Annotated in this window: 14 protein-coding genes and 1 pseudogene; 4 read left to right on the forward strand and 11 right to left on the reverse strand. The window is 55.9% G+C overall.

Annotated features, from left to right (window positions below):
• Window positions 1–76 precede the first annotated feature (76 nt).
• From ACP7AD_RS08720 to ACP7AD_RS08730, 3 genes and pseudogenes are all read right to left on the reverse strand, one after another.
• Window positions 77–223, reverse strand: a pseudogene (locus tag ACP7AD_RS08720) (transposase); the annotation flags it as partial.
• Window positions 224–398: 175 nt separating this feature from the next.
• Window positions 399–1,340, reverse strand: a complete 942-nt coding sequence (locus ACP7AD_RS08725; protein WP_426146335.1) for a hypothetical protein — start codon at window positions 1,338–1,340, stop codon at window positions 399–401.
• A 120-nt stretch (window positions 1,341–1,460) separates the two neighbouring features.
• A complete protein-coding gene (locus ACP7AD_RS08730; protein ID WP_426146334.1) occupies window positions 1,461–2,528 on the reverse strand; it encodes a tyrosine-type recombinase/integrase in 1,068 nt (355 codons plus the stop codon).
• A 116-nt stretch (window positions 2,529–2,644) separates the two neighbouring features.
• Between ACP7AD_RS08730 and ACP7AD_RS08735 the strand changes: the two genes are divergently transcribed.
• Window positions 2,645–3,658 (forward strand): DNA-binding protein, encoded by a 1,014-nt coding sequence (locus ACP7AD_RS08735; protein ID WP_426146332.1) that lies wholly within the window; start codon window positions 2,645–2,647, stop codon window positions 3,656–3,658.
• Window positions 3,659–3,900: 242 nt separating this feature from the next.
• Here the strand turns inward: ACP7AD_RS08735 and ACP7AD_RS08740 are convergent, their stop codons facing one another.
• From ACP7AD_RS08740 to mltG, 6 genes are all read right to left on the reverse strand, one after another.
• Entirely contained in the window at window positions 3,901–4,572 is a 672-nt protein-coding gene (locus ACP7AD_RS08740) for an ankyrin repeat domain-containing protein (protein ID WP_426146330.1), read from the reverse strand.
• Window positions 4,569–5,366, reverse strand: coding sequence for a TatD family hydrolase (locus tag ACP7AD_RS08745; RefSeq protein WP_426146329.1), 798 nt, complete (start codon window positions 5,364–5,366; stop codon window positions 4,569–4,571). The genes ACP7AD_RS08740 and ACP7AD_RS08745 overlap by 4 nt, the downstream gene beginning before the upstream one ends.
• A 27-nt stretch (window positions 5,367–5,393) precedes the next feature.
• Window positions 5,394–5,771 carry a PilZ domain-containing protein gene (locus tag ACP7AD_RS08750; protein WP_426146327.1) on the reverse strand — a complete coding sequence of 126 codons (378 nt, stop codon included), beginning with the start codon at window positions 5,769–5,771 and terminating at the stop codon, window positions 5,394–5,396.
• Window positions 5,772–5,839: 68 nt separating this feature from the next.
• Complete coding sequence (locus tag ACP7AD_RS08755; protein WP_426146326.1) at window positions 5,840–6,970, reverse strand: DNA polymerase III subunit delta'; 1,131 nt, start codon at window positions 6,968–6,970, stop codon at window positions 5,840–5,842.
• Window positions 6,967–7,680 (reverse strand): dTMP kinase, encoded by a 714-nt coding sequence (gene tmk / locus ACP7AD_RS08760; RefSeq protein ID WP_426146346.1) that lies wholly within the window; start codon window positions 7,678–7,680, stop codon window positions 6,967–6,969. Before tmk ends, ACP7AD_RS08755 begins: the two co-directional genes overlap by 4 nt.
• 176 nt (window positions 7,681–7,856) lie before the next feature.
• On the reverse strand, window positions 7,857–8,864 hold the full coding sequence (gene mltG / locus ACP7AD_RS08765) for an endolytic transglycosylase MltG (protein WP_426146324.1): 1,008 nt from the start codon (window positions 8,862–8,864) through the stop codon (window positions 7,857–7,859).
• A gap of 85 nt (window positions 8,865–8,949) precedes the next feature.
• On the opposite strand from mltG, the gene ACP7AD_RS08770 reads away from it, so the two are divergent.
• Entirely contained in the window at window positions 8,950–9,909 is a 960-nt protein-coding gene (locus tag ACP7AD_RS08770) for a YgfZ/GcvT domain-containing protein (protein WP_426146323.1), read from the forward strand.
• Between the two features lie 24 nt (window positions 9,910–9,933).
• Window positions 9,934–10,785, forward strand: coding sequence for an NRDE family protein (locus ACP7AD_RS08775; RefSeq protein ID WP_426146321.1), 852 nt, complete (start codon window positions 9,934–9,936; stop codon window positions 10,783–10,785).
• Window positions 10,786–10,905: 120 nt separating this feature from the next.
• Here the strand turns inward: ACP7AD_RS08775 and ACP7AD_RS08780 are convergent, their stop codons facing one another.
• Window positions 10,906–11,763 carry a YbgC/FadM family acyl-CoA thioesterase gene (locus tag ACP7AD_RS08780; protein ID WP_426146319.1) on the reverse strand — a complete coding sequence of 286 codons (858 nt, stop codon included), beginning with the start codon at window positions 11,761–11,763 and terminating at the stop codon, window positions 10,906–10,908.
• Complete coding sequence (locus tag ACP7AD_RS08785; protein WP_426146317.1) at window positions 11,760–12,725, reverse strand: alpha/beta hydrolase; 966 nt, start codon at window positions 12,723–12,725, stop codon at window positions 11,760–11,762. The genes ACP7AD_RS08780 and ACP7AD_RS08785 overlap by 4 nt, the downstream gene beginning before the upstream one ends.
• Window positions 12,726–12,891: 166 nt before the next feature.
• On the opposite strand from ACP7AD_RS08785, the gene ACP7AD_RS08790 reads away from it, so the two are divergent.
• A complete protein-coding gene (locus ACP7AD_RS08790; RefSeq protein ID WP_426146315.1) occupies window positions 12,892–14,028 on the forward strand; it encodes an iron-containing alcohol dehydrogenase in 1,137 nt (378 codons plus the stop codon).
• The last annotated feature ends 34 nt before the right edge of the window (window positions 14,029–14,062 follow it).

Consider the following 14,062-nt stretch of genomic DNA (forward strand, 5'->3'; position numbering starts at 1 on the left):
GGCGCGCTGGCTGGCCCGGTCGTCAATGATCTCTAGCAGATCGGCCCGGGTTTGACTGTCCATGGCGGCCATGCCCCTTATGCGCCTTCACCCAGTTGAACAGCGTCTGGTCAACCACCCCCAGCGTTCTGGCCACCGCAGCAATAGTTTGTCCACCCTCGACCAGCCTAACCGCCTCTTGCTTGAATTCGAGCGTGTAGCGCGCTCTTGATATTTTTGCCATTTCCGTTTTCCTTGTCTGAATTGAACCACTCAGCAAGGGATACGTTTTTCAGGGGCAAGGTCAGGTTGCCTAAAAAATGGGGGCCAGGGGGATGCTTCGCCATCACGGGGATTTATGCAACAACGCCACAGCCGCAGGCTGTAAGAGTCGATAGCGGTGAGTAGAAGTTACTGAGTTAACGATTTCTAAGTTGGCTAGCTTGCTGGCGTTGATATTCATCCTTTTTCATCGCCAGATAGCTGGAGCGGTCAACTTCACGTAACTGCAGGGGATACTCTTCGGTTGCATCGAACCAGTATTGCAATCTTGCCTCTGGTGATTGCATCGGAGAGTGCTTAAGCGATACGAGGTAAGCCTCTATTGCAAGGTAATAACGCATGGTATTTCGTTCTACGGCGCCGCGCATTCCTCCGACATAAACAGACTTTTCATCGGACATCACTTTGGTGAAACCTACTTTACCGCGACCCAGGGTGGAAAGATAAGTCTGCATAGCCAGTTTTCCCGCCAAACCATACTCATAGGAATAACTAAGATTAATAAACGTTTTTCCTTCAGGCAAAGAGATAGCACTCAGTTGAAGCTGATAAGCAGTAGTATTCAAAGGACCTTTATTTGCGTGTAATTCGACTGTTAGATATTTAGATGTTTCAACAGCAACACGATGAGAAAATTCGAGAACGAAAGTGTCGCCGAGCTGTTGGGGCGTTTTTTTTCCTATGTTAACTAAAAGCCTAGCTGGCTTGACTAGTTCAGGACTTGCCTGGCAGTACTTGGTGTTTAGGTGCAGTATTAGTACTTCGCACCAAAGATGAGGCTTTATAAAGGTTGCAGTTACCGTATTAAAAGGCGAGTCTAAAACAGCGTAAATGTCGCTGGTCACTTTACTGCCGTTATCGGCTGATTCAAAAACCAAAGGACGGTGGTAAACATTTTGCGTCAACTGCGGTTTCAGCATCGCATACCTTTCAAGTAACGCTGCAGAACTTGACTCGTCGTTCGGGGTCGAAATTACTTGCGAAAAAGCATTTCCAATATGGGCGCAGGCGAGGATTGCAGACGCACGTAGCAACAGCAGCAAAGTTTTTTTAAAAATAGAATTGGTAATTTTTATCATTTTCCAAGTTTGCCAGTAACAGACCTAAGCTTTGGTGAAAATATTTTTCGCTCTACAAACACTATCTTTCGCAGCGGCCAACAAGTAAGTAAATTGAAACACTTTTAATGAAAAATTTGCTTATAAGGAACCATCAAAAAGGCGGGCTACCTGGCTTGACAATACAGCACCTGCGCGGCTGTAACCGACCACTGTTGCGACACTTTGATGCCCGGTCATCGCCATGGTTTCGGCTAATGGCATGTTTTGACGACCCGCTTCTGTGATGAACCCGGAGCGAAGTGAGTGTGCTGAAAAATTGCCTTCCACACCGGAAAGGGCAGAACGGTATTTCACGATGTCACGTACAGCGGCTGCTGCGAGCGCCGGGCCAAGTTGTCCTCCTTTTCGGACCTGTCTGAAGATAAGACCTTCAAAAATTCCTGAGGCTTGAAGCCATGCTGTCATTGCGGTTGCAGCACTTCCTAACAGCGGTTTTTCATTTTCCGGCCGTTCCCGCCCAGTCTGGTTAGTTTTCGAATGAACCAGGGTATAGCTAAATCCGTTGGGGATAAGTTTTAAAAATTTCATGTCCGCATTGGCAACTTCAGACCGCCGTCGTCCCCCACTGGCCCAGGCAAAGAGTAGCAACGCACGGTCCCGACGGCCGCGAAGGCTGTCATCACAGCTAGCCAGAATCAGTTGGAGTGGATCCTTGGTAAGTGCGTCTTTTTTATTAGGAAGGACGCCACGTTTCGCATACGCCTTGCGTATGCGAGAAAGCAGCTCCTTTATCTTGGCGTCATGGCAGGGATTTGTCTTTTCGCCAATCTGGTGAGCCTTGGACAAAACTGCAATTCTGTGCACCAAAGTGTTGTGGGAGAGCGGCCCTGGTTTTCCCTTGTAGCCGCCATTGACGAGTGCCATGTCAACTGAAGGGGGGAGTTCCGACACCAGCCCTTTTTCAGTAACGCGCTGTGCATGATCAACTATGAACTGCAAAACCGAAGATACAGGCACAGGTAACTGTATTGGACAACCGTAGCGCATCACATGCCACGCTACCCAGTACTTTAGTGCGCTGCGGTAACTTGAAAGAGTATTTTCGGACTCACCTTCCCGCAGTAAATCCTCGACTGCGTTTTGGGCTGCGACATCTAGTACAGACGGATTTAAAGCAGAAATATGGGTGTCAAGGGTGATTTGCATAAGTTTAGAGCTTTTCTATAAAAACATACATAAAATGTACGATGTATAACAATTAATTAAATTAAACCTCGATAACATTCTTTTATCGAGGGTAAATATAGCATTGGGAAAATTAGATGGAATCCAGAAGTTTTAGCAGCAGGGGTGTTCAACAGGAAGATGTGTGGTTGGCCGCAGATAGCCTGATAGCGGATGGCCTCAGGCCCACCATCGAGCGTGTCCGTCAAAAAATTGGCCGGGGATCGCCAAACACGGTCAGCCCGATGCTGGAGACGTGGTTCGCGACGTTGTCCACTCGACTTGGAGTCAATAAGCAAGAAGATGCGTCCGACCATGTTCCAAAGGCACTTCAACAGGCGCTCAAAGTTGCTTGGGAAGTCGCTTTGACAAAAGGCCGTGAAGGAGCCGCATTAGAGATCGTCCAAGCGCAAGCTGATCTGACGCAGGCCACCGAGGCGCTGCAAGAACGCGAGGCCGAACTTGTCCAAAGAGAGCAGGTGCGCGCGGTGAAACAACAGGCGCTTGAGGAAGCTGTCAATTCAGCAAGAAATAGTACTGAAGATGCACTTGCAAGGTTGAGTGAAGTGCAGCATATGGTAAGCAGGCGTGATGCGGAAATTCAAAACCTTCACGCCAGACTAGCTGAAACTGAAACAGCGCGGGACTCAGAAATGCGCCGACATCAGCAAGTAACTGACGATTACCACCAGGAACGACAGAGAATTGAAGAGCGCACCCAGGTTATGCAACATAGGTTGCTTGAAGAAATCGATCGTGCCAGGCAGGAAATAAAAAAAATGTCCAGCGAAACCCAAATAGCTGGGAAGCTATTTGCCGAAGAAAAATTTTCGCTGCAAAAAAGAATTCAGACTAACGAGAAAGAGCAGGCAAAAGCCCAAGCACTGTACGCGGCTCAATCAGCCGATCTTCATTCACTCCGGGAAACATTCGCTCTTTCTGATTCAAGTTCAAATGAAATTCAAGCGTTGTTGACGGTGCAACTGGACGATAGTAAAAATACTGTTGCACGATTGACAGAGGCTTTACTCAGCGGGGAGGCTGGGCAAACAGCAGGATCGAAATTTCTGCAGTCAAAGTTCAAGCGGATTCGTAGCATTCGTAAACGATAAGGATGCGGCCAGAAATAACTTCCCAGACCGGATCAAAATCCGGCGTTGCCCGATAGTTTTTGAAGCGGTAGGTGAGGCACGTAAAATCCTGGGATGGGCACACAGACGGGTTATGGGCAAGACATCGAGGTGAAGATGAAGCGGTTGTTTGCGACGCTGTCGGAAAAAGACCATCAGCTTTAATAGCATATAGCATATAGCTTAACATAATATACATCGTGGAAGATACCAGAGTCAATCTTTCACCATCGTCCAGCCGGCCGTTTGCTTCTTATCGCTGCAGCAATCGCTTCCACGGCATCCGGCCTTTTTCCGCGCTGGGCAAAATCCAATGCCGTGAGTTTTTGCTGATTTCTGAGATTTGGATCAGCGCCTTCCTGGAGCAATATTTTTACCGATGCTTCAGAGCCATACATGGCGGCCATCATCAAGGGCGTGGAGCCGTTGGGCGACTCTGAGTCGATGTAGGCGCTGTTCTCAAGCAACAGGCCAATCAGCGCAGCATGGCCCCCGCTGGCTGCGTAGTGCAGCGGCGTCCAGCCTGTTTTGTTCACATCGGCCCCCTTTTTGATAAGCCTGTCCGCCAACTCCAGTTGTCCTCTGAGCGCTGCCAGCATCAAGACGCTTTCTCCCTGTAAGTTGAGCTTGTTGATATTGGTTTTTGGCCATTCAATCAAAACCTGGGCAGTTTTCGGCGACGGCTCTCGCAAGGCAAGATACAGGCCGGTTTGGCCCTTTGGATCAGTCGTATTTGCATCAAATCCTTTGGAAAGCAACTCACTGACTTTTCCAGCGTTGTCCTGCCTGATGGCATCAAAGAAATCTTCAAAGGAACCCGCGCACGCTGCGCCGTTACCCACAAGAAAAAATAAAAGGCAAAGTTTTCTAGTAAATTCAGCAAAGAAATCCGTCATGCATTTACACCAGTAAAAAGCTGCTCAAAATTTCGGCTGGTCGCGTTGGCAATCACTTCAAGCGATTCCGGTCTGATTTCTGCAAGTTGTTTCGCCACAAAAGGCACATAAGACGGGTTGTTGGTTTTTCCCCGATAAGGCATCGGGGCTAGATAGGGACTGTCCGTCTCGATTAACAGCCGGTCAAGCGGCACAAAGCGTGCAACCTCCCGAATGTCACCTGCATTTTTAAACGTGATTACGCCTGAAAAAGAGATGTAAAAGCCAAGGTCCAAGACGGCTCTCGCTACTGCCAGGGTTTCCGTGAAGCAGTGGAAAACACCGCGCACCTGCCTGCCCTCTTGGGCATCAGCACTTTCTTCTTTCAAAATGGCAATCGTGTCATCTGAAGCGCTTCGGGTATGGACAACAAGAGGTTTTCCGGTCAGGTGAGCAGCCCGGATATGCACCCGGAAGCGTTCGCGTTGCCATTCCATGTCAGCAACCGTTCGCTCACCCAGACGGTAATAGTCAAGGCCTGTTTCGCCGATACCCACAACCTTCTCAAGCACTGCACGCTTGAGAAGGTCCTCGATTCCTGGTTCCTGCACATTTTCATTGTCAGGATGGACTCCAACCGTGCACCAGAAGTTGTCGTAGGCAGCAGCTAGCTGATGAATGGCGTCGAACTCTTCCAGCGTGGTGCAGATGCACAATGCTCTGCTGACTTGAGCTTCCTGCATGGCCTGTCTGATTTCTGTAAGGTTTGCCATCAATTCTGGAAAATTCAGGTGGCAATGTGAATCAGTAAACATTGATAAATTAAAATATGTAGATAAGATTCAAATAGTCTTTGTGGGCCGATTGGAAGCCAGGCTTGCGCCCAGGACCTCTTCAATCCTAGCTTTGAGCATGCGCGATTTTTCGTCTGATGGAAACCGAACGCCTATTCCCTGCGTCTGATTGCCTGCTGCTTGGGCCGGAGTGATCCATGCGACTTTACCCGTGACGGGATGTCGTTGCGTTTCCTCTGGAAGTGTCAGCAACAGATAAATGTCATCGCCGAGCTTGTAGTCGCGAGTTGTCGAAATGAAAATGCCTCCCTCTTTGAATAACGGAATGTAGGCGGCATAAAGTTCAGCCTCGGCCTTGATGACCAACTGGACAATGCTGGGCCGGGATGCCGTAGCAGCAGGACTGGGAATGGGTTTTGTACTCATGCGATTGCTTTATGAATATTGGAATGCTGTCGATTAGTTGCAGCAATCTGAATTGCTTGCATACCGACTCATGCGGCAGTCAGCGCCGTCTTTGCACGGCTGACCAGCGATTCAATCAGCAGCCCAGGGTTGTAAGGACGATCCACGGTGCGCGCAATGGCGCTCAGGTCCCTGGACCAGCTTGCCAGCGCATGCGCCCCGGTTTCAACCAGTTCTTGAAACGCACGGCCCGTTTTGCCATACGATCTTTCAGGGATTGCAGCCAAGTCTTTGGCGGTGAAAAACCGGGGATCAGCACCGACCCGGACAGCCCATAAATCATGGCAAAGCTTTTGCAAAGCATCTACTGCCATGGCTGGTGGCCAGTCGGCCAGCGCACCCACGTCGCCGCGCAGCATGGCTTTGGGGAAATCTTGCCATCGCTGCGCCGTCTCTGCGGCTGGGCTGCTTTGCGCCCAGTTGAGCACGTCCGCCGGCCGGCCGCCCGCTCTGCGCAAAAGCGTCTTCAAGTCAGCGGCATCTGGCGGACGAAGCGATTTTTGTGGCTTATTGTCCGTGCTGTTCGGTCGAGCCGTTTCATTGCCAAGCCAGTTCAAGGCCTGCTCAAAATCAGGCCACAGCATGTTGTGGCCGAGGCAGCGGCTGCGAATCGTCGGCAACAGCTGGTGCGCCGCTTCCGTTGCAAGAATGAACTTGACCGCGCCTGGTGGCTCTTCCAGGGTTTTCAACAACGTGTTGGCCGTGACGTGATTCATGCGTTCGGCGGGAAATACCAAAACGACCTTGGTCGTTCCGCGCGAGCGGGTGAACTGGGTGAACGACACGGCTTCGCGCGCCGCGTCCACCTTGATTTCCTTGCTGGGCTTGCGCTTTTTCCCATCAAGGTCGTCCTGTGTTTTTTCGTCGAGCGGCCAGCCCAGCGACAGCGACAGGGTTTCAGGCAGCAGCATGCACAGGTCCGCATGCGTATGAACCTCGACCGCATGGCAACTGCCGCAATGACCGCAGGCGCCCTGCGCCGTTGGCTGCTCGCACAGCCATGCGGTGGCCAGCGCCAGCGCCAGCTCGAACTGCCCCAGCCCTGACGGTCCGCCCAGCAGCCAGGCATGGCCGCGCTGCGTCAGCAGGCTCTCAAGCTGCGTTTGCAGCCATGGGGCCAGGCGCCGGCCGGGATGGGCGGATGAATTCAGGGTGTTCATGATCGGGTCGTGGCTGTTAACCATCCTTTTTCAACCACTGCCTGCAGGACGCACTGCCAGACAGCATCACGCACCCGGGAAGCGTCAATCCGCGCGAAGCGTTCAGCATGGCCGAGCTGGCGTTTCGCGTAGCCTTGCGCGACACGGCGAAAAAACTCCACCGGCTGCGATTCGAACCGGTCGGGAACGCGCGAACCCGCCAGGCGCAGGGCGGCGTCCTCCGGCGGCAAGTCAAACCAGATCGTCAGGTCGGGCTCGATCACCGTGTCAACCTCGGACTTCATTGGCTGATTGCCCGCCGGGTCGCCCAGCAGGCCTTCATCGGTCTGCACCCAGCGCTCAAGCGTTGACAGCACGTTAAGGTCAAATCCGCGCCCGGCGCCCTGATAGGCAAAGGTCGCGTCGGTGAAGCGGTCGCACAGCACCACCTCGCCGCGCAGCAGCGCGGGCGCGATCACGCGCACCACATGGTCGCGCCGGGCCGCAAAGATCAGCAGCGACTCGGTCAGCGGGTCCATTGCCTCTTCGAGCACGAGGCTGCGCAGCTTTTCAGCCAGCAAGGTTCCACCCGGTTCGCGCGAGAGCGTGACCGCCCGTCCTTCGGACCGGAAGGCATTGGCTAGGGCTTCAATGTGTGTTGATTTTCCGGCGCCGTCGATGCCTTCAAAACTGATGAACAAGCCCTGGGAATGCGAAGGCCGCCGCGCCAGGCTTTTTCCATCAGGGCCAGCCCCAATGGGGAGCAGCACAGAACTTGTAGCGTCAGGCAATGCAGAAGCCTCTTCCATACCAGCAGGGGCCGCGGAACCGGCTTCGCCGGGCCGCAGGCGCAGCGCCCCCTCGGGGGGCAGCGCAGTACGCGAAGCGACAAGCGTGGGGGTCATATCTATCGGCCTCGAATGTATTTGTCGACGGCGCGGTTATGCCCGTCAAGGTTTTCGCTGAACTCGCTGGTGCCGTCACCGCGCGAGACAAAATAAAGCGCCTTGGTCGGTGCCGGCTGGACGGCCGCCAGCAAGGCGGCCTTGCCAGGCATGGCAATCGGTGTTGGCGGAAGGCCCGTTCGGGTATAGGTGTTATAAGGCGTGTCCTGCTGGAGATCGCGTTTGCGCAGGTTGCCGTCAAACCGGACGCCCAGGCCGTAGATCACGGTCGGGTCCGTCTGCAAGGGCATGCCGATGCGAAGGCGGTTGGTAAAGACGCCGCCAATCTGTCCACGGTCCGAGGGCTTACCGGTTTCCTTTTCGACAATGCTGGCCAGGATGAGTGCCTCATCGGCAGACTTAAGCGGCGTCTCAAGGCTGCGCAAACTCCAGGCAGCTTCGAGTCGCCTGTCCATGGCGCGGGCAGCGCGCTTGAGCACGGCCAAGTCGCTGGAGCCCTTGGCGTAGGTGTAGGTGTCAGGGAAAAAGCGGCCTTCCGGATGAACTCCGGGCTTTCCCAGATTTTCCATGATCATTTCGGGGCTTAGCGCAAGCGTGTCGGGCATTAGCTGCTCTGCTTTTTGTAGTACCTGCAGAACCTGGCTAAAGGTCCAGCCTTCAACCAGCGTGACGCTTTTCAGGGTTTCCTCGCCGCGAACCAGCATGCTTAGCAGTTGTCTAGGCGAAGTCCCCGGAACAATTTCGTAGCTACCCGCCTTGATCAGCCGGGCCTGTCCCGACAAACGAAACCATGCCTGCAACAGCAGCACCGGCACGTTCGCGCCGCTGGCCACCACGGCGTCAGCGACGCCATTGGCCGTGGTGCCGTGCTCAATTTCCAGGTCTGCGACCTGGCTTCCCGGCTGCAGCCGCAACGGCATGGGCTCGTGGAGCCACCACAGGGCCGCGCCAAATAGCAGCAGCGCTGTGGTAAACAGCAGAATCAATAAACTTGTAAAAACACGACGCACAACCCAGCTACCTTTTCAACATCAGCATCACCAAACACCGGGCAATGATAATTCAGGCCATCTTCAACCTTACAGCGAATCCCTCATGACCATGACCCGTTCAGCCCCACCAATTTCTGGCGTCGTCAAGCTGACGCATCTCGGAATCATTCGCGCCGTCGGCGAAGACGCTGTCAAGTTCCTGCAAGGCCAGCTGACACAGGACGTGGCGCTGCTGGACCTGACGCAGGCCCGGCTCGCGGCATTTTGCAATGCCAAGGGCCGGATGCAGGCCAGCTTTGTGCTGTTTAAGCGCAGTGAAGAGGAAGTCCTGCTGGTGTGCAGCCGCGATCTTTTGATAGCTACGCTCAAGCGGCTGTCGATGTTTGTCATGCGCGCAAAGGCAAAACTCAGCGATGCCAGTGACGATTTTCTGCTTTATGGCCTCATTGGAACCGCTATTGATCCTATAGCAGCCAGCGCTCAGACTGCCTGGACCAAAGTCGATATTGATGATGCAAACCTGATTTTTCTTTATCCCGGCGCAGGCCAGGCACGGGCGATGTGGTGCGCGCCGACCGGTTGCCTGGCGCCCGAGGGCGAGCCCATCGACCTGAACACCTGGAACTGGCTTGAAGTGCAATCGGGAATCGCCATGATCAGCCAGCCGGTTTTCGAGTCTTTTGTGCCGCAAATGCTCAACTATGAATCGGTCGGCGGCGTGAATTTCAAGAAAGGCTGCTACCCCGGACAGGAAATCGTTGCCCGCAGCCAGTTTCGCGGAACGCTCAAACGCCGTGCCTACTTGGTGCATACCGATGCAGATGCGGCGCCTGCGCCGGGGCAGGAAGTCTTCCATGCGCAAGACAGCGAGCAACCCTGCGGTCTGGTGGCTGCCTGCGCTGCGCATCCGGCGGGCGGTTTCGATGCGATTGTGTCGATTCAAACCGCAGCGGCGGCGGATGCGGCGGCACATTCCGGGGAAATGCGTCTGACGCTGGGCAGTGCGACAGGCGTTGCCATGGCCTTGTTGCCGCTGCCCTACCCTTTACTTGAAGATATCTGAAACCATGTCGCGAAAGGCTTGGGCATGTGCCTGATTGCGTTTGCCATCGGCGCATCAAAGCGCTGGCCCCTGGTGATTGCCTCCAACCGTGACGAATTCCTGGACCGCCCGACGCTGCCGCTTGACCGGTGGCAAACGACTTGCGGACAGGAAATCATTTCAGGACGCGATCTGCGCGCAGGTGGAACCTGGCTGGGAATAACGCCGGCTGGGCGCGTGGCATTTCTGACCAATGTGCGCGAAGCCGGGCCTAAGGTTGTTCCGTTTTCGCGGGGTGAACTGGTGACACGCTGGCTTGAAAGCCACAGCGATGGCGCAGCATTTTCAGCCTTGCTTGAAAAAAACAAGCACCAGTACGGCGGGTTCAACCTGGTGCTGGGTGATGTGCAGCGAAATGCCTGGACCTGGATAACGAACAGATCGGTTTCATCTGATTCAGGCTGGCATTCTGAAACGCTGGTGCCCGGTGTCTACGGGTTGTCAAATGCAGCGCTTGATACGCCATGGCCCAAGACATTAGCGTTGAAAACCGCATTGATGGCGTCGTTGCAAAAGGCGGACGAGGCCAACTCGCAGGATGATTCATGGCAACGCTCGCTCTGGACGGCACTAGGCAATCGTGCACGCGTCCCATTTCACAGTTTGCCGACAACCGGGGTTTCCGAGGCGATGGAAGCGGCCTTGTCCAGTGCATTTGTCGATTTTCCAGAGCATGGCTACGGCACGCGCAGCAGCACGGTGCTGGTGGCTGGCAGGGCGTCAGGCTCAATTTCAAGACAACTTTTGCGAATCGACCTGACAGAGCAGACTCACCTTTTTTCATTTGTTGATGAGCCCTCTTCCATATCCAAAATTTCTGTCGATATCTGCCCTTGATTTATACTAAATTTTTTTAATAATTTGTAGATTACATTCAAATTGAAAATTAAGTACGCAGCCCCCTGAACAATGGCATTGTTCAGGGGGCACCTTTGAACATCTATACAGCCTGCTGCCTCAAAGCGTTTTGAACATTTCCCTGTACGGGATACCCTCCTCAATAAATGACTCTCCACGCGCCACAAAGCCTTCGCGCAGATAAAACCCTTCGACACTGCGTTGCGCATGCAGCATGACTTCATGATCACCGCGTTGCCGGGCCGCGCCGACCAGCACTTCCAGAACAGCGTGGCCGATGCCTTCGCCGCGCAAGGCGCGGTGCACCGACAGGCGGCTTATCTTGCCCGAAGCATTGCCTTGACTGACCAGCCGGCCTGAAGCAATGCCCTGCCCCAAGGCATTGAACGCTACGGCATGCAGGGCTGAACGGTCAGCTTCATCGCATTCACTTTCAAGCGCAATGCCCTGCCCTTGCACAACCACAGACTTTCGGATTCCGGCGGCAGCCAGCCCCAGTTCCGCCCAGTCGCCGAGCTTGACCTCAAGAATCGACTCGCCCGCCTCAAAGCGCTCGATCAGGCGGCGCAGGCCCGGTGGCACGGGCCGTGAGGTCTGCGACGCCGGGTCGGCGAACACATACACCAGCTCACAGGTGATGAGCAATTCCTCGCCCTTGAAAATCGCGCCGGCAAAAACCATCGATGAATTACCGATGCGTTCGCACTTCAGCGCGACGTCAAGCCGGTCGTCAAAACGTGCGGAGCCGTGGTACTCGACGCTGGCCTTCTTGACATACAGCTCGCCGCCCAACTGAGTCATGGCCTCTTCATAGGGAAGTGCCAGCGCACGCCAGTAATCGGTGATGGCGGTATCGAAGTACATCAGGTAGTGCGCGTTGAACACAATCTTTTGCATGTCCACCTCGGCCCAGCGAACGCGCAGGCAGTGGAGCATCCGGAAATCATCTGGCTTCATGGTCGATGTTTTAAATGAAAGGCATGGCGCAGCGCCCGGGCGGCGTCGGCATGGGCATGGCGCGCCTCAGGAAGGATGCGGCCCATCTTGATGAATTCATGCGTCACGCCCCGGTAGATCTCCAGGTCCACCGGCACACCGGCGGCACGCAGCTTGTCGGCATACATCAGCCCTTCATCGAACAGCGGATCGCATTCGGCCAGCCCGAACCAGGCCGGCGCCGCATTGTCCACATGGTCCGCGTTGAGCGGGGCAAAGCGCCAGTCTTCGCGGTCAGCCGGGCTGCGCAAATAATGGTTGAAAAACCAGGTGATGTCGGCTGCATCGAGCACAAAACCCTTGGCGAACCTGCGGTGCGAAGCGGTGTCCTGATGCGACGCGCAACCGGGGTAAAACAGCAACTGGAGCGCCAGCGGCAGGCCGGCGTTCCGGGCCTGCAGGGCGCACATCGCGGCCAGCGTGCCGCCTGCGCTGTCGCCGCCAACGGCTAGACGCCGAGCATCAAGCCCCAGTTCAGCGGCGTGGCCGGCCAGCCATTGCAGAGAATCCCAGGCGTCATGCGCCGCCGTTGGGAACTGGTGCTTAGGTGCAAGCCGGTAATCCACCGACACCACGGCGCAGCCCGCCAGATGGCTGAACTGGCGGCATAACACGTCATGCGTGGCGATGCTGCCAATGGTGAAGCCGCCACCGTGAAAGTACAGCAGCACTGGCAGTTTCTCCGTCGATGGCGCATACAGCCGGGCGGGCACGATATGTCCATCGCGCACCGGAATGCTGAAATCCCGAACCCACGCGAGCTCCAACTTGGGAAGCTCCAGCACGCCCGATCCGGCTTCGTAGGCGGCGCGGGCCTGGTCGGGCGTCAAGGTGTGAAACGGTGGGCGATTGGCGCGCGCCATGCGGTTCAGGACATCGCGCATGGCCGGCGTCAGCAGGCTTTCAGGAGGCCGGAAATGCATTCAGGAAACCGGTTTGGAAGAAATTGGTGGCATGGCGGCCGCCACAGGATTTGTCGCCAAAGTGGCCGCCGTCAGGGTTTGCTGGTAATTCAAGGTCGGCTCCAGCCATTAAAGTAAGGATTACGTCAACAGCTTCGCATCGTACAACGCAGAAAGACACCCAGCCATGGCCTTCATCTACTACATCACCCAGGTCCAGTTTGAATTCGGTGCCATCAGGCTGCTCAAGCAGGAATGCGAGCGCGTCGGCATCAAACGCCCGCTCATCGTGACCGACCCCGGCGTCAAGGCGGCAGGCATCCTGCAAAAGGCACTGGACGCCCTGCCCGGCTTGAGCGTGGCGGTGTTCGACCAGACGCCCTCCAACCCAACCGAAGCGGCGGTGCTGGCGGCGGCCGAACTTTACAAGACCAGCGGCTGCGACGGCCTGATCGCCGTCGGCGGCGGCTCGGCCATTGACTGCGCCAAGGGCGTGGCGATTGCCGCGACGCACGAAGGCCCGCTGACGAGTTACGCCACCATCGAAGGCGGCTCGTCCAGAATCACCGAGCGCGTCGCCCCGCTGATCGCCGTGCCGACGACCAGCGGCACCGGCAGCGAAGTGGCGCGCGGCGCCATCATCATTGTCGGCGACCACCGCAAGCTGGGCTTTCATTCCTGGCACCTGGTGCCGAAAACCGCCATTTGCGATCCCGAACTGACGCTCGGCCTGCCCGCCCGCTTGACCGCAGCCACCGGCATGGACGCGATTGCGCACTGCATGGAAACCTTCATGTCGGCGGCCTTCAACCCGCCGGCCGACGGCATTGCGCTCGATGGCTTGGAGCGCGGCTGGTCGCACATCGAGCGCGCCACGCAGGGCGGCAGCGACCGCAAGGCGCGGCTGAACATGATGAGCGCATCGATGCAGGGCGCGATGGCTTTCCAGAAGGGCCTGGGTTGCGTGCATTCGCTCAGTCACAGCCTGGGCGGCGTGGACCCACGCCTGCACCACGGCACGCTGAACGCGATGTTTTTGCCCGCCGTGGTGCGTTTTAACGCCCAGGCCGAGTCGGTGCAGAAAGATCATCGCCTCGACCGCATGGCACGCGCCATGGGGCTGGCTTCGGGCGGCGACATTGCCCAAGCGATCAAGGACATGAACGCCCGCCTCGGGCTGGCGTCAGGCCTGGCTGAAATGGGCGTGCGGCGTGAGCAGTTCGGCCAGATCATCGAAGGCGCGCTGGCCGATCATTGCCACCTGACCAATCCGCGCCTGGCCAGCGTTCAGGACTACGAGGCCATGCTGGAAGATTCGATGTAATCGACGGCGCGTCTGCGCAGGGCGTGGTTTTCCC

Origin of the sequence: Polaromonas sp. DSP2-3-2b2 (genome assembly GCF_049895905.1) — a bacterium.
Classification (GTDB): Bacteria; Pseudomonadota; Gammaproteobacteria; order Burkholderiales; family Burkholderiaceae_C; genus Polaromonas.

Bases quoted from the DNA above. Each gene is read 5' to 3' on its own strand.
- ACP7AD_RS08725 (WP_426146335.1), bottom strand. From the start codon at position 1,340: ATGATAAAAATTACCAATTCTATTTTTAAAAAAACTTTGCTGCTGTTG.
- ACP7AD_RS08730 (WP_426146334.1), bottom strand. From the start codon at position 2,528: ATGCAAATCACCCTTGACACCCATATTTCTGCTTTAAATCCGTCTGTA.
- ACP7AD_RS08735 (WP_426146332.1), top strand. From the start codon at position 2,645: ATGGAATCCAGAAGTTTTAGCAGCAGGGGTGTTCAACAGGAAGATGTG.
- ACP7AD_RS08740 (WP_426146330.1), bottom strand. From the start codon at position 4,572: ATGACGGATTTCTTTGCTGAATTTACTAGAAAACTTTGCCTTTTATTT.
- ACP7AD_RS08745 (WP_426146329.1), bottom strand. From the start codon at position 5,366: ATGTTTACTGATTCACATTGCCACCTGAATTTTCCAGAATTGATGGCA.
- ACP7AD_RS08750 (WP_426146327.1), bottom strand. From the start codon at position 5,771: ATGAGTACAAAACCCATTCCCAGTCCTGCTGCTACGGCATCCCGGCCC.
- ACP7AD_RS08755 (WP_426146326.1), bottom strand. From the start codon at position 6,970: ATGAACACCCTGAATTCATCCGCCCATCCCGGCCGGCGCCTGGCCCCA.
- ACP7AD_RS08770 (WP_426146323.1), top strand. From the start codon at position 8,950: ATGACCATGACCCGTTCAGCCCCACCAATTTCTGGCGTCGTCAAGCTG.
- ACP7AD_RS08775 (WP_426146321.1), top strand. From the start codon at position 9,934: ATGTGCCTGATTGCGTTTGCCATCGGCGCATCAAAGCGCTGGCCCCTG.
- ACP7AD_RS08780 (WP_426146319.1), bottom strand. From the start codon at position 11,763: ATGAAGCCAGATGATTTCCGGATGCTCCACTGCCTGCGCGTTCGCTGG.
- ACP7AD_RS08785 (WP_426146317.1), bottom strand. From the start codon at position 12,725: ATGCATTTCCGGCCTCCTGAAAGCCTGCTGACGCCGGCCATGCGCGAT.
- ACP7AD_RS08790 (WP_426146315.1), top strand. From the start codon at position 12,892: ATGGCCTTCATCTACTACATCACCCAGGTCCAGTTTGAATTCGGTGCC.